This is a genomic window from Streptomyces sp. NPDC046557 (assembly GCF_040645975.1).
In the GTDB taxonomy this organism is placed as follows: Bacteria; Actinomycetota; Actinomycetes; order Streptomycetales; family Streptomycetaceae; genus Streptomyces.
In genome coordinates this window covers 107,270-120,748 of the sequence record NZ_JBEYZH010000011.1, presented here as the reverse complement: position 1 = coordinate 120,748, position 13,479 = coordinate 107,270, and the positions used below count along the sequence as shown (strand labels likewise).

Below are 13,479 nucleotides of genomic sequence, written 5' to 3'. Positions count from 1 at the left end.
TGGGACGGCGGGGCCGCTTCAGCCCGCCGGGTGCCGCCACTTCTCGTGCACGGTTACCCCGGAGAGCCGCCAGCCATCGCGCGTGCGGGCCAAGGCGAAGGCATAGCGGCCCGCGGCGACGAAGTTGGGGACGGTGACCGCCGGGTCGGACCCGGCGTCGGCCAGCCGCATGGGGTTGAGGAAGTCTGCCCTCATCTGCGCCGTGTCACCGGGGGCGCCGTCGGTGACCTCCAACCGGACCAGCCGGTTGACGATCAGGTGCTGGCGTACGGGGAACAAGGTCATGGTCCGCGCCAGCCACCGCGCGACCTCCCCGGCCGGGCCCTCCACGCCGCCCGCAGACCGGTAGTCCGCCCGCCCGTCCGGGGTGAAGAGGGCCCGGTAGGCGTCCCAGTCGCCGTCGTCGACGGCCATCGCGTACCCCGACACCACCTCGTCGATCGCCAGCCGGTCCAGCACGGTCGCGAGATCCACACGCTGCGTCATCGGGTCAGTGTGCGGGCGCCCGGCCGCGAGGCCAAGGGGCGTGCGCGAACGTGATCCGGCCGGCCCGCCGCGGGTGATCCCGGCCGGTCCGTCAGCGACCGGAATGCGCCTCCCGCTGGCGCACGACGACCAGGAACGCGTCGCTGTCCAGGTCCATCACCACCTCGGCGGGCACACCCTCCCGCATCCGCTGGGCCGCGTACTCCTCGGCCGGCCAGCTTCCCCTCGGACTTCCGGCCGGAAAACGCTCCAACACCACTCGACGCATGGGACACCCCCTGCTGCTTGCTCTCAGGTCTCTCGTCTCTTTACAGGCACAACGACGCGGAGGCCGTCCGGGAACGTTCCCGGACGGCCTCCGATTCACGCGAAACGGTGATTTACCCCGCCGATTCGCCCGCGTGCGGGCTCAGCACGTTCATGCTGATCAGGACGATCAGGGCGATGCCCAGCAGGATGCGGTAGACCACGAAGGGCATGAAGCTCTTGCTGGAGATGAACTTCATGAACCAGGCGATCACCACGTAACCGACGAAGAAGGCGATGACCGTGGCGAAGACCGTCGGGCCCCAGGACATCTGGCCCTCACCCAACTTCGTCAACTCCATGCCGCCCGAGGCGAGTACCGCCGGGATGGCGAGGAGGAAGGAGTAACGTGCCGCGGCCTCGCGCGTGAAGCCCATCAGCAGACCGCCGGAGATCGTCGCGCCGGAACGGGAGACACCCGGCACCAGCGCCATCGCCTGGCAGATGCCGAAGATCAGACCGTCCTTGACGCCGAGCTCCTTGAGCGTCTTGCGCTCGCGGACGGCGCGGTGCCGGCCGCCCTGCTCGTCACGCGCCGCCAGCCGGTCGGCGACGCCGAGCACGATGCCCATCACGATGAGGGTGGCGGCGGTCAGCCGAAGATCGCGGAAAGGGCCCTCGATCGCGTCCTTGAGCGTGACACCCAGCACACCGATCGGGATCGAGCCGACGATCACCAGCCAGCCCATTTTGGCGTCCTGGTCCCCGCGCAGCGACTTGTCGAAGAGCGAACGGAACCAGGCGGACACGATCCGCGCGATGTCCTTGCGGAAGTAGATCAGCACGGCGGCCTCGGTGCCGATCTGCGTGATCGCGGTGAAGGCCGCGCCCGGGTCCTGCCAGCCGGCGAATGCCGCGGTCAGCCGGAGGTGGGCGCTGGAGGAGATCGGGAGGAACTCCGTAAGCCCCTGGACGAGACCGAGGATTAGGGATTCGAACCAGCTCATGTCGGGGTGCGCTCGTCCTTGTGATCGTCGGGAGGGTCGCGTCCGATGCTAGGGCCCGTGGGGAACACCGGTGACCGCAGGGGGGTGCTGGGGCGCGAGACCGTACGCCGCCGGCGCGGACGGGGGCGCGAGGCGGTGCCGCTTGCGCCAGGCGACCGCCGCCGCGACCACCCCCGACACCGCGATGAAACCGAACGAGACGAGGAACGCCGGGGAATCCGGGGAGGAGGCGCTCGCTCCGGCGATCACGTACGCGGCGGTGTTGGGGACGGTGCCCAGGGCGGTCGCGCAGAGGAAGGGCAGCCACCCGCAGCGGGACACCGCCGCACAGTAGTTGGCTGCCGCGAAGGGAACCCCCGGGAAGACGCGGATCGCGAGCATCGAGCGGAAGCCGTGGCGGTCGAGCTGCCCGTCGGCCGCGCGCAGCCACCGGCCGCGCACCAGCGGCCGTAGCGCGCCACGGCCCAGTGCCCGGCCCAGGCCGAAGGAGATCGCGGCGCCGAGGACCGTGCCGGCGACCGCCGCGACCAACCCGAGCGGGGAACCCAACACCGCCCCGGCCGCCAGGTTCAGCAACGGCCTCGGGACGAACGCCGCCGTGCACAGGCCGTACACCGTCGCGAACAGCAGCATCGCCGTGCCCACCGGGAGTCCCGGCGGCAAGCCCTCCGAAAGCAACCGCTGGGGCTGGTACAACAGCACGCCCACGCCGCCCCCCGCGAGCAGCAGGACGAGCAGCGACAGCCGGGTCCACGGCGCGAGGAGAAGGGACATTCCGGGAGACTAGCCGACGGGTCCGCCGAGGCGCCGTCCTGCGGGTCACGCGGGGACGAACGGCGGGCGACACCCGCGAGGCCACCGGGCCGCGCCCCGCGCGGACAGTGACGAAGGCCACGTCGTGCCGGGCGCCGTTCGCCGTCCCGAAAAAGCGTTCGCGGTCCCCGGGCACCCTGAGGCAGGATCAGCCGCATGTCCCGGTACGCCTTCCCCGCAGCGCCGTCCGCAGTCGCGGACGCGCCGAAGGCTGCCGTCCTCGCAGAGGCACTGCCCTTCGCCGCATTCGACGGCGCACGAAGCTGACCCTTCCCGGAACGTCCGGCGGACCCCACAGGGGGAGGGTCGGTTCGCTCCAGGGGTCCCGCTCTCAGCTTCGCGACACACGGGAAGACATCATGGCCAAGACGGCCTTCGTGCGCACCAAGCCGCACCTCAACATCGGCACCATGGGACACGTCGACCACGGCAAGACGACCCTCACCGCCGCCATCACCAAGGTCCTCGCCGAGCGTGGCGGTGCCTCCTTCGTCCCCTTCGACCGCATCGACCGGGCCCCGGAGGAGGCCCGGCGCGGGATCACCATCAACCTCACGCACGTCGAGTACGAGACCGACACCCGCCACTACGCCCACGTCGACATGCCCGGCCACGCCGACTACATCAAGAACATGGTGACGGGAGCGGCCCAGCTCGACGGCGCGATCCTGGTCGTCTCCGCGCTCGACGGGGTGATGCCCCAGACCGCCGAGCACGTGCTGCTCGCCCGCCAAGTCGGCGTGAACCACATCGTGGTGGCCCTCAACAAGGCCGACGCCGGGGACCCGGAGCTCACCGACCTGGTCGAGCTGGAGGTCCGCGAACTGCTCACCGCCCACGGCTACGGCGGTGACGGCGCGCCGGTCGTACGGGTCTCCGGGCTCGGGGCGCTCGAAGGCGACCCGCGTTGGACCGCGGCCGTCGAGGCGCTGTTGGACGCGGTGGACACGTACGTGCCGATGCCCGTGCGGTACACGGACGCGCCGTTCCTGCTCTCGGTGGAGAACGTGCTGACCATCACCGGGCGCGGCACGGTCGTCACCGGCGCCGTCGAGCGCGGCGGCGTGCGGACGGGCGACCGGGTCAGCGTGCTCGGCGGCGACGGCGAGCCGGTCGAGACGGTGGTCACCGGCCTGGAGACCTTCGGCAAGCCGATGGAGTCCGCCGAGGCCGGGGACAACGTCGCCATGCTGCTGCGCGGCGTGCCGCGCGACGGGGTGCGCCGCGGGCACGTGGTCGCGGCGCCCGGCAGCGTCGTGCCCGGCCGCCGCTTCACCGCCCGGGTGTACGTGCTCTCCGGCAGGGAGGGCGGCAGGACGACGCCGGTGGCCTCCGGGTACCGGCCGCAGTTCTACATCCGCACCGCCGACGTGGTCGGGGACGTGGACCTGGGGGCGGTGGCGGTGGCCCGGCCGGGGGAGACGGTCACCATGACCGTCGAACTGGGCCGTGACGTTCCCCTGGAGGCCGGCCTCGGCTTCGCGATCCGCGAGGGCGGCCGCACGGTCGGCGCGGGGACGGTCACCTCGGTCGGCTAAGGGCTTGCAGGGAATCAAGGTGTTGCTTCCCTGCAAGCCCTTGGGTCCGGCCCCCGGGAGTCGGTGGGACACCCGGTGTGGTGACGGTGGTGGGGCTGCGTCAGACTGCCGTCACCACAAGGGTGCGACGTGACGAGGGGCGGGCGGCGATGGGCGGCAAGACGGCACTGGTGCTCGGCGGCGGCGGACTGACCGGGGTCGGATGGGAGACCGGGATCCTGTGCGGCCTGGCCGCGGCGGGCACGGACCTGACCACCGCCGACCTCGTGGTCGGCACCTCGGCCGGTTCGGTCGTCGGCGCCCAGCTGGCCTCCGGGCTGCTCACGCCGAGGGAGCTGTACGAGCGCCAGCTCGGGGAGCCGGCCGGCGAGCTCGCGGCGAAGCTGGGAGCCGGCACTTTCGCGCGGTACGCCGTCTCGATGCTGCGTTCCCGGGACGCCGCGACCTATCGGAGGCGGGTCGGTGCCTTCGCGCTGGCCGCCCAGACCGAGCCCGAGGCGGTGCGCCGCGAGGTGTTGAAGGCCCGGCTCGTCTCGTACGAGTGGCCCGAGCGGCGGCTGGTCGTGACCGCCGTCGACGCGCTGACCGGGGAACTGGCGGCCTTCGACCGGGAGAGCGGGGCCGGGTTGTTGGACGCGGTCGCGGCGAGCTGCGCGGTGCCCGGGGTGTGGCCGCCGGTGACGGTGGACGGCCGGCGGTTCATCGACGGCGGAGTCCGCTCCGCGACCAACGCAGACCTGGCCGCCGGCTACGAGCGGGTGGTGATCATCGCGCCGATGTCGCTCGGATCGAAGCTGATCCCGTCGCCCGCCGCGCAGGCCGAGCGGCTGCGGAAGGCCGGGGCGGAAGTCCTGTTGATCACCCCGTCCGCCGAGGCCCGCAAGACCTTCGGGCGCAACGTCCTGGATCCCGCCCGGCGGGACCCGGCGGCCCGCGCGGGGCTGGCCCAGGCGGTGGCGCATGCGGTGGAGGCGGCGCGCGTCTGGGGGGCCTGACCGGCGTCCGGAGGGCCTGACAATGGTGGGGTGAACGACGAGCAGATCCCGGTGATCCGGGACGTGGGCCAGGGAACCGCCAAGCTGATGCCGGACGTGGACCGGGAGCGGGCCTGGCTGCTGACCGTCGACGGGGCGCCGCAGTCCTACGTCGACCTCGACGAGCCGGAGCACCTGGAGTTCGAGTACGTACGCCGCCTCGCCCACGTCCTGGACTGCGCGGCGGAGCCGGGGGCGCCGCTGGACCTGCTGCACCTGGGCGGGGGCGCGCTGACGCTCCCGCGGTACGCCGCCGCGACCCGGCCGGGGTCCCGGCAGCAGGTCGTGGAGTTCGACGCGGGGCTGGTGGCCCTGGTGGCGGAGCACCTCCCGTGGGGTGAGGACTCCGGCATCACGGTGCACGCCGCCGACGCGCGGGCCTGGCTGGGGGGCGCTCCCGCGGCGAGCGCCGATGTGGTCGTCGCGGACGTCTTCGGGGGCTCGCGGGTCCCGTCACAACTGACCTCGCTGGAGTACGCGCGGGAGGCGGCGCGGGTGCTGAGGCCCGGCGGACTGTACGTGGCGAACCTGGCGGACGGGGCGCCGTTCGCCTTCCTGCGCGGGCAGTTGGCGAACTTCGGGGCGGTGTTCGCGGAGCTGACGCTGATCGCGGAGCCGGGGGTGCTGCGGGGGCGGAGGTTCGGCAACGCGGTGCTGGTGGCCTCGGACCGGGAGGTCCCGGTGGCGGCCCTGGCCCGGCGGTGCGCGGCCGACGCGTTCCCGGCCCGGGTGGAGGCGGGCGCGGCCCTCGCCCGGCTGGTACGGGGCGCGGTTCCGGTGCGGGACGCCGAGGCGGTGGCCTCGCCGGAGCCCCCGGCGGGGGCGTTCAGCGTCGGATAGCCCCGCCGCGGCGGGCGGGGCTTCACACGGCTGCGTGCTCGGGCGTCGGGTCGGGGGCCGGCTCCGGCGTCGGACGGCGGGTGAGGCGGCGTACCTCCGGCACGGCGAGGACCAGGGCCGTGGCCACGACCACGAGCGTCGCGCATCCCCACAGGGCCCGCGTACGGCCGAGGAGCGTCTCGGCGGGGCCGGCCAGCGCGGTGGCCAGCGGGAGCATCGAGACGGAGCCGAACCAGTCGTACGCCGAGACCCGGGAGAACTTGTCCTCCGGTATCTCCTGGTGCAGGGTCGTCATCCAGTTCACGCCGAACACCTCGATGGCCACGCCACTGACGAGCATCACGGCGCACAGCCCCCAGGCCGGCAGCGGCACTGCCAGCGCGGCGGACGGCAGCGCCATCGGGAACACGCACAGCGTGCCGACCAGCAGCAGCCGGCGCGGCTTCCACACCGTCATGAGGAGCGCCCCGCCGATCGTGCCCAGGCCGAAGAAGGCCAGGGCCGCCCCCCACGGAGCGGGGCCGCCCAGTCGGTCCCGGGCGACCAGGGGCCCGTACACGGCCTCCGCCGCGCCCACGACGGCGACGACGACGGAGAACTGGAGCACGATCCCCCACAGCCAGGAGCGGCTCGTGACTTCGTGCCGCCCTTCGCGCAGATCGGCCAGGAGACCTCCGCCGGGGGCCCGGTCGGCGATGTGGCCGACCCGCAGGAAGGCCCGTAGCGCGCCCGCGACGGCGAAGGCGGCGGCGTCCACGGCCAGTACCCAGCCCGGGCCGATCGCGACGATCATCGCCCCGCCGAGGGCCGCGCCGCCGATGCCCGCTCCGTTCACGGCCATCCGGAACAGGGCGAAGGCGCGGTTGGCGTGCTCGCCTGAGACGCTGGACAGCAGCATGCCCTCGGCGGCGGGGTTGAAGAAGGCGGTGCCGGTGCCGCCGAGGGCGGTGAGCAGCATCATCTGCCACAGCTTCGGGTCACCGGTGAGGACGAGCGTGGCGAAGGCGGCCTGCGAAAGGCAGTTGAGGGCGTTGGCCGCGACCATCACCCGGTGGCGCGGCAGCCGGTCGGCCAGCGCGCCGCCGATCAGCAGGAAGAGGACGAGCGGCAGGGTGCGGGCCGCCGCCACCAGTCCGACGTCGCCCGTGCTCCCGCCCGCGTCGAGGACGGCGAAGGCGGCGGCGATCAGCGCCCCGTGGCTGCCGAGGTTGGTGACGACGGCGGCGCCGGTCAGCAGGGTGTAGTTGCGGCCGGCCCAGGCGGGCCGGTGGCGGGAGGGCATGCGGGACGGGGCGGCGGGGGGAGAACTCACCCCCGGACTATCACCCGCCCCGGCTCGGCAATCCAAACGGATTGTCGGCCCGGGCGGGGGAGGCCCTGGATCAGCTGCCGGTGAGGCGGACCGAGCTCAGGATCTTCTCGTACGTCTCCTTGGAGACCTCGCCGGGGACGCCCGCGGCCGCGTAGAGGACCCAGACGGCGAAGTCACCGTTGGCGAGCTTGTACGCGAAGGCGATGCTCTTGCCGTCCGAGGAGCACTTGTTCTTCTTCGGCAGGCCGGTGGCGGTGGCGGTGGAGAAGCTGCCCTTGAGGCCGGAGAGGGTCGTGTAGTCCTTGGCGTCCGTGGACTTGACCGTCTCCTTCGGGTTCGGTGCGTCCTGGGCGTAGGCGGCGTACACCCAGTTCTCGGCGGCGATGCGCGCGGCCTCGGCGGTGTCCTTGGCGCCTTGGGCGCCCTTGGCGCCGGTCCCGGCCAGCTCGGTGGTCTCCTCCTTGCCGTCCTTGTTGGAGTCGACCTTGCACCAGTCCTGCTTGTAGTAGGCGGGTGCCGTCATCATGACGAGGGGGGAGCCGTCGCCCTTCTTCGAGTCCTCGAAGCCGCTGCTCATGCCGGAGCTGGCGACGGTCCAGTCCGCCGGTACGTCGAAGGCCGTGCCGTGCAACGGGTTGACGACGACCTTCCAGCCGGGGATCACCGGCTTGACCTCGCCGCCGGCGCGCGGGTTGCCGCTCGGGGCCGGCGGCGGGGGCGAAGTGACGGCGGGAGCCGACGACACGGTGGCCGGCTTGTCGTTGGCCTGGTGGGTGGTCTTCTTGTCGCGCGTGAGGACGAACGTCCCGGTGACGGCCGCGGTCACGACCACTGCGGCGGCGGCGATGATGGCCACCGTCTTGGTGGCGTACGGGCTCCTGCCGCGCGTCGGCGGCTGCGGCGCCGGCTGGGGCTGACCCCACGGCTGAACGGGCGGGGGCGTCTGGTAGCCCGCCTGCGGGTATCCGTAGCCAAGCTGCGACTCACCGAATCCCGGTTGCGGCTGCTGCTGGTACGGGTTCGGCTGTCCCGGCTGCTGCTGGTACGGGTTCTGTTGCGCGTCCCGGGGGTCGGGCTGTCCCCCGGGCGGCTGCTGCTGTCCTGGCCACATGGCCGGTAACGATAGTGGGAGGGAAGGACAGTGGCCACGGCCGCCCCCTCGTCCGGTCTGGTCAACCGCCCTTACTCGTGGGTAACATCGCGGGTCATGAGCGCAGAACAGATGAACGTGGGCGAACTGCTCGCCGCGACCGTGCCGATGGCCCGCACCTTGAACCTCCAGTTCCTGGAGACGACCCCCGAACGCGCCGTCGTCCGGCTGCCCGACCAGCCCGACTTCCACAACCACGTCGGCGGTCCGCACGCGGGCGCGATGTTCACCCTGGCCGAGTCCGCGAGCGGCGCCATCGTCCTCGCTGCGTTCGGGGACCGGCTCTCGCGCGCCGTACCGCTCGCCGTCAAGGCCGAGATCGGCTACAAGAAGCTGGCCAAGGGCGTCGTGACCGCCACCGCCACCCTCGGCCGCCCGGCCGCCGAGGTCGTCGCGGAACTCGACGCGGGCGGTCGCCCCGAGTTCCCCGTCACCGTCGCGATCCAGCGCGAGGACGAGGCCGTGACCGGCGAGATGACGGTCGTCTGGACCCTGCGGCCCAACGCGTAAAACGTCTTCGGCGCCGCCGCCGCAGGGCTGAATCTACGGGCACCGGTGGCGCGTCCCGGCGCGGGCCGGCGGGCGCGGGCCGAAAGTGGGCGGGGGAGCGGTCCGGCGCGGGCCGCTCCCGTCCTCGCCGACGCCGCAGGGAGCCCCGAGCGGGCCACCCCGGTCGGCGGTGGCCGCTGCGCTACCAGGCGTGGCCGGGCGCCAGGGGTATTCCGATGGCGTCCACGTCGGCCACCGCCGGTACGGCGCGCAGCGCGTGGAGCCGCTGTTCCCGTTCGGGCACGGGCTCTCGTACACGACGTGGGAGTACACGAAGCCGGCGGTGCGGCCCCTGCGCCGCGGATGCCCGTGGAGTTCACCGTCCGCAGCACCGGCCGCCGCGGGCAGGGACGTGCCGCAGGTGTGCGTCGGCCCGTCCACCGAGCTGAAGCCGGACCAGCCGGTGCGCGCGCTGGTCGGCCACCGGCGGCCACCGGCGGCCGACGCCGGCCGCGGGGGAGGAGCGGCGGGTCACGGTGGACGTGGAAGCGCGGGCACTGTCGTCCTGGGATCCCGAGCGGCACGCCCGGGCACGGGGCTCCGGCCCCCGCGAGGTGTACGTCGGCCGTTCACCGCGCGAACCGCCGCTGAGCGGGAAGGCTGTCGTGGCGAGCGGATAGGCTGCCTGTTCGGCGTGTCACAGGGGGCGCGCCGGGGACGACTCTGGAGGACGTACCGGTGCACATCCAGGAATGGCTGGAGACGATCCCGGCGATCAGCGTCTATCTCCTTGTGGGGCTGGTCATCGGACTGGAGAGCCTGGGCATTCCGCTGCCCGGTGAGATCGTCCTGGTCAGCGCGGCCCTGCTGGCCTCGCAGCAGGGGCACATCGATCCGGTGGTGCTGGGACTGTGCGCCATCGCGGGCGCCGTCATCGGCGACTCCATCGGGTACGCGATCGGGCGCCGGGGCGGCAAACCGCTGCTGGAGCGGCTGGGTCGGCGTTTCCCCAAGCACTTCGGGCCGCAGCACGTCGCCCTCGCGGAGCGCTCCTTCGAGAAGTGGGGCATGTGGGCCGTCTTCTTCGGGCGGTTCGTGGCCCTGTTGCGGATCTTCGCCGGGCCGCTGGCGGGCGTGCTGCGCATGCCGTACTGGAAGTTCCTCATCGCCAACGTGCTCGGCGGGATCATCTGGGCGGGCGGCACGACCGCCGTCATCTACACCGTCGGCGTCGTCGCCGAGCCGTGGCTGAAGCGGTTCTCGTGGCTGGCGCTGGTGGCGGCCCTGCTGATCGGGCTCACGGTGACCCTGGTGCTGCGCCACCGGATGCGGAAGGCGGCGAGCGCGGCCGAGGGCGAACCCGCGGCCCCGGCGCCGGCGTCGATCTCGGACTGAGACCGACCCCGGACAGCTCCGGTGGGCCCGGTCAGGCCGTCGGGCCCACCGCCGCGCGGTGCTGCTCGGCCAGCCCCGTGTACATCAGGGCGTTGACCCGGATGCCCTCGCGTTCCTCCTCCGTCAGCTCCCGCCGCACCTTGGCCGGGACCCCCGCGACCAGCGAGCCGGGCGGCACCACCATGCCCTGCGGGACCAGCGCCTGCGCCGCCACCAGCGACCCGGCGCCGATCACCGCGCCGTTCAGGACGGTCGCGCCCATGCCGATCAGGCAGTCGTCCTCGACGGTGCAGCCGTGCACGACGGCGTTGTGGCCGATGGAGACGCGCTCGCCGATGGTGACGGGGAACCCGGGGTCCACATGGACGGTGCAGTTGTCCTGCACGTTGCTGTCGGCGCCCAGGACGATCGGCCCGCAGTCGGCGCGCAGCACCGCCGAGTACCAGATGCTGGAGCCGGCGCCCAGTGTGACGTCGCCGACGACCACGGACGTGGGCGCGGTGAAGGCCGACGGGTCGACGACCGGCCGCTTTCCGCCCACGCCCGCCACCAGTGCCCGGTCCGTCTGCTGTGTCATGTTCTCTTCCCTCGGTTCTCTGTGCTCCGTGCCGCGCTCACAGCACCGTAGGACACGGGGGCGGGGCCTTCGGCGATGGGGTGAAGATCACGGCGCGGTGGCGGCGCGCGGCACGCTACGGTGACCCGGTGCCGAAGAACCAGAACACGTTCTCATCCCTGCGCCGTCGCATGGCCAACCGCGCCGTCCAGGCCGGGTGGCGTTGGATGCAACGTGCCGGGGCCGTGACCCCCGAAACGCCCGGGCGGCTGCGCTTCGGCGCGATCGGCCACGGCACGCGCCTCGCCTTCCCCCAGGGAACCGTCTTCGGCGAGCGGTGGATCCGCCTCGGCGACCACTGCATCATCGCCGAGCAGGTCACCCTGACGGCCGGGATGATGCCCGACCTGGACCTCGGCCCGGACCCGTTGCTCGTGCTCGGCAACGGGGTGGTCCTCGGCCGCGGCAGCCACGTCATAGCCGATGCCCGGATCGGTATCGGGGACGACACCTTCTGCGGGCCGGGCGTGTACATCACCTCCACCAACCACAGCTACGACGACCCGCACGAGCCGGTCGGCCGGCAGTGGCCGCGCAGCGCGCCGGTGGAGATCGGCCCGGGCTGCTGGCTGGGCACCGGGGCGGTGATCCTGCCGGGGGCGCGGCTCGGCCGCAACGTCGTCGTGGCGGCCGGAGCCGTCGTACGGGGCGAGGTGCCGGACCACGCGGTGGTGGCGGGGGCCCCGGCGCGCATCGTGCGGCGGTGGGAGCCCGAGACGGGCTGGCAGCCGCCGCTGCGCACCCCGGCGCCGGTCCCGATCGCCGACGGCATCACATCGGAGCAACTGCGGGGCCTGGCCGCCCTGGCGGAGGCCGAAGCCGAGGCGGAGGTCAAGGCAGAGGTAGTGGCCAAGGCAGAGGTAGTGGCCGAGCCGGAGAGGGAGACGGGGCCCAAGGCCGAGCGGCTCGGCTCCGGCGCGGGCCGACCGGCGGCGGGCCGACCGGCGGGCTAACCGGCGGCGAGCAGGACGGTCCCCGCGAGGGCGAGGCCGGCTCCGGCGGCCTGGACCGTACGCAGGCGCTCCTTGAGGACGGCGAAGGCGGCGAGCGCCGTGATCACCGGGTAGAGCGAGGAGAGCACGGCGGCCACCGTGACCGGGCCGCTCTGCGCGGCCACGGAGTACGTGCCGTTCGCCGCGACGTCCGCGAGCCCGACGAAGGCCAGCGCCGGCAGGAGCCACCACAGGAGCCGGGGCCCGTTGCCGTCCGGCAGGGCGGGCGCGCCCCGCCGCACCTGCGCCCACAGGGCCGTGCCGCCCGCGACCACATTGGTCACGCGCTGCACGAACAGGGCCAGGAAGAGCCCGGTGACGGTGTGGGACGCCTCCGCGATGAGGGCCATCACCGCGCCGAAACCGAACGCGGCGACCACGGTGAGCAGGACGGCCCGGCGCTGTACCGGCGCTCCGCGCAGTTCAGGTCCGCCGGCCAGGACGATGCCGACGACGGCCACCGCGATGCCGGCGAACTGCCCCGGACCCGGGCGCTCGCCCAGCGCCAGACCGGCTCCGACGGGAACGATCACGCCGAGGGAGCCGAGCGGGGAGACCACGCCCATCGGGCCGAGGGCCAGCGCCTTGTAGAAGCTGAGCATCGCGACCGGTCCGACGAGCCCGGCGGCCGCCGCGAACCACAGCTGTGGCCCGGCCTCCCGCCAGGCGCCGGTGGCGAGCACCATCGCACCGAGCACGACGACGGCGACGACCTGCGAGACCACCACCACCGTCAGCGCCGGTATGCGGCGCGTCAGCAGCCCGCCGCCGAAGTCGGCGAGTCCCCACAGCAGGGCTGTCGCCAGGGCGAAGAGGACGGTCATGCGGGGACCTCGCAGTACAGTGTGGTGAACGGTGGGGTGCAGCGTCGAGTACACCACACCGTAGTTCAGTTTGATGGACTGCGTCATCCAGAATATTGGACGCAGAAGCTGGGGGAATGGTGTCGGACCTGGAACAGCTCACCCAAGCGCTCGCGCGCAACCTCAGGCGTTGGCGAGGCGAACGCGGCTTCACCCTGGAGGCGTTGGCGGCGCGGGCGGGCGTGAGCCGCGGGATGATCATCCAGATCGAGCAGGCCCGCACGAACCCCAGCGTCGGCACCACGGTCAAACTGGCCGACGCCCTCGGCGTGAGCATCACCACGCTGCTGGACCGCGACCGCGGCCCGCGGGTCCACCTCGTGCCGCCCGGCGAGGGGGTACGGATGTGGTCCACGGACGGGGGCAGCGGCGCGACGATGCTGCTCGGCGACGACCGGCGCGGCCCGCTTGAGGTGTGGACGTACCGGCTGGAGCCGGGCGAGGGCACGGCGTCGGACCCGCACCCGGCCGGGACCCTGGAGATGTTGCACGTCACGGCAGGACGGCTCACCCTCACCGTCGACGGCGAACCGTACGAGGTGCCGCAGGGCGGGGCGGTCTCGTTCGAGGCGAACGTCCCGCACGAGTACCGCAACGACGGCCCGGAACCGATGGAAATGACCATGGCGGTCTCCATCCCGCCGGTCGGCGGGCACGAACCGCCGGCCTCGCACTGACGGGCGTCGGCGACGCCACGG

At 73.1% G+C, this 13,479-nt stretch carries 15 protein-coding genes and 1 pseudogene; 8 read left to right on the top strand and 8 right to left on the bottom strand.

The features are described from left to right. Nucleotides 1-18: 18 nt before the first annotated feature. The 4 genes from ABZ934_RS20665 to ABZ934_RS20650 form a co-directional block, all read right to left on the bottom strand. Nucleotides 19-486 (bottom strand): nuclear transport factor 2 family protein, encoded by a 468-nt coding sequence (locus ABZ934_RS20665; protein ID WP_361315101.1) that lies wholly within the window; start codon nucleotides 484-486, stop codon nucleotides 19-21. Nucleotides 487-577: 91 nt separating this feature from the next. Then, nucleotides 578-754, bottom strand: a complete 177-nt coding sequence (locus ABZ934_RS20660; RefSeq protein ID WP_190186999.1) for a hypothetical protein — start codon at nucleotides 752-754, stop codon at nucleotides 578-580. A 112-nt stretch (nucleotides 755-866) separates the two neighbouring features. Beyond that, nucleotides 867-1,739, bottom strand: coding sequence for an undecaprenyl-diphosphate phosphatase (locus ABZ934_RS20655; protein WP_361315099.1), 873 nt, complete (start codon nucleotides 1,737-1,739; stop codon nucleotides 867-869). Nucleotides 1,740-1,787: 48 nt separating this feature from the next. Then, a complete protein-coding gene (locus ABZ934_RS20650; RefSeq protein WP_361315096.1) occupies nucleotides 1,788-2,513 on the bottom strand; it encodes a TVP38/TMEM64 family protein in 726 nt (241 codons plus the stop codon). Nucleotides 2,514-2,911: 398 nt separating this feature from the next. On the opposite strand from ABZ934_RS20650, the gene tuf reads away from it, so the two are divergent. From tuf to ABZ934_RS20635, 3 genes are all read left to right on the top strand, one after another. Continuing rightward, nucleotides 2,912-4,090, top strand: coding sequence for an elongation factor Tu (gene tuf / locus ABZ934_RS20645; RefSeq protein ID WP_361315093.1), 1,179 nt, complete (start codon nucleotides 2,912-2,914; stop codon nucleotides 4,088-4,090). Between the two features lie 149 nt (nucleotides 4,091-4,239). Further along, entirely contained in the window at nucleotides 4,240-5,085 is an 846-nt protein-coding gene (locus ABZ934_RS20640; RefSeq protein WP_361315217.1) for a patatin-like phospholipase family protein, read from the top strand. Nucleotides 5,086-5,172: 87 nt separating this feature from the next. After that, nucleotides 5,173-5,964 (top strand): fused MFS/spermidine synthase, encoded by a 792-nt coding sequence (locus tag ABZ934_RS20635; RefSeq protein ID WP_361315215.1) that lies wholly within the window; start codon nucleotides 5,173-5,175, stop codon nucleotides 5,962-5,964. Nucleotides 5,965-5,986: 22 nt separating this feature from the next. Here ABZ934_RS20635 and ABZ934_RS20630 read toward each other — a convergent pair whose 3' ends face one another. Beyond that, nucleotides 5,987-7,246 (bottom strand): MFS transporter, encoded by a 1,260-nt coding sequence (locus ABZ934_RS20630; protein WP_361315213.1) that lies wholly within the window; start codon nucleotides 7,244-7,246, stop codon nucleotides 5,987-5,989. A gap of 100 nt (nucleotides 7,247-7,346) precedes the next feature. Then, nucleotides 7,347-8,387, bottom strand: coding sequence for a hypothetical protein (locus ABZ934_RS20625; RefSeq protein WP_361315090.1), 1,041 nt, complete (start codon nucleotides 8,385-8,387; stop codon nucleotides 7,347-7,349). 96 nt (nucleotides 8,388-8,483) lie between these two features. Here ABZ934_RS20625 and ABZ934_RS20620 point away from each other — a divergent pair, with 96 nt between their 5' ends. The 3 genes and pseudogenes from ABZ934_RS20620 (at nucleotide 8,484) to ABZ934_RS20610 (ending at nucleotide 10,310) form a co-directional block, all read left to right on the top strand. Next, nucleotides 8,484-8,936 (top strand): DUF4442 domain-containing protein, encoded by a 453-nt coding sequence (locus ABZ934_RS20620; protein ID WP_361315087.1) that lies wholly within the window; start codon nucleotides 8,484-8,486, stop codon nucleotides 8,934-8,936. Nucleotides 8,937-9,436: 500 nt separating this feature from the next. After that, nucleotides 9,437-9,595 (top strand): annotated as a pseudogene (locus tag ABZ934_RS20615) (fibronectin type III-like domain-contianing protein); the annotation flags it as partial. A 58-nt stretch (nucleotides 9,596-9,653) separates the two neighbouring features. Continuing rightward, a complete protein-coding gene (locus ABZ934_RS20610; RefSeq protein WP_361315084.1) occupies nucleotides 9,654-10,310 on the top strand; it encodes a DedA family protein in 657 nt (218 codons plus the stop codon). Between the two features lie 31 nt (nucleotides 10,311-10,341). Here ABZ934_RS20610 and ABZ934_RS20605 read toward each other — a convergent pair whose 3' ends face one another. Next, the gene (locus ABZ934_RS20605) at nucleotides 10,342-10,887 is read right to left on the bottom strand and encodes a gamma carbonic anhydrase family protein (protein WP_361315082.1); all 546 of its coding nucleotides are present in this window, start codon (nucleotides 10,885-10,887) and stop codon (nucleotides 10,342-10,344) included. Between the two features lie 128 nt (nucleotides 10,888-11,015). On the opposite strand from ABZ934_RS20605, the gene ABZ934_RS20600 reads away from it, so the two are divergent. Continuing rightward, a complete protein-coding gene (locus tag ABZ934_RS20600) occupies nucleotides 11,016-11,879 on the top strand; it encodes an acyltransferase (RefSeq protein WP_361315079.1) in 864 nt (287 codons plus the stop codon). Here ABZ934_RS20600 and ABZ934_RS20595 read toward each other — a convergent pair. Continuing rightward, nucleotides 11,876-12,742: an EamA family transporter gene (locus tag ABZ934_RS20595; RefSeq protein WP_361315210.1), complete on the bottom strand. Its 867-nt coding sequence runs from the start codon at nucleotides 12,740-12,742 to the stop codon at nucleotides 11,876-11,878. The genes ABZ934_RS20600 and ABZ934_RS20595 overlap by 4 nt on opposite strands. Nucleotides 12,743-12,861: 119 nt before the next feature. Between ABZ934_RS20595 and ABZ934_RS20590 the strand changes: the two genes are divergently transcribed. Then, entirely contained in the window at nucleotides 12,862-13,458 is a 597-nt protein-coding gene (locus ABZ934_RS20590; RefSeq protein ID WP_361315208.1) for a helix-turn-helix domain-containing protein, read from the top strand. Nucleotides 13,459-13,479 lie beyond the last annotated feature (21 nt).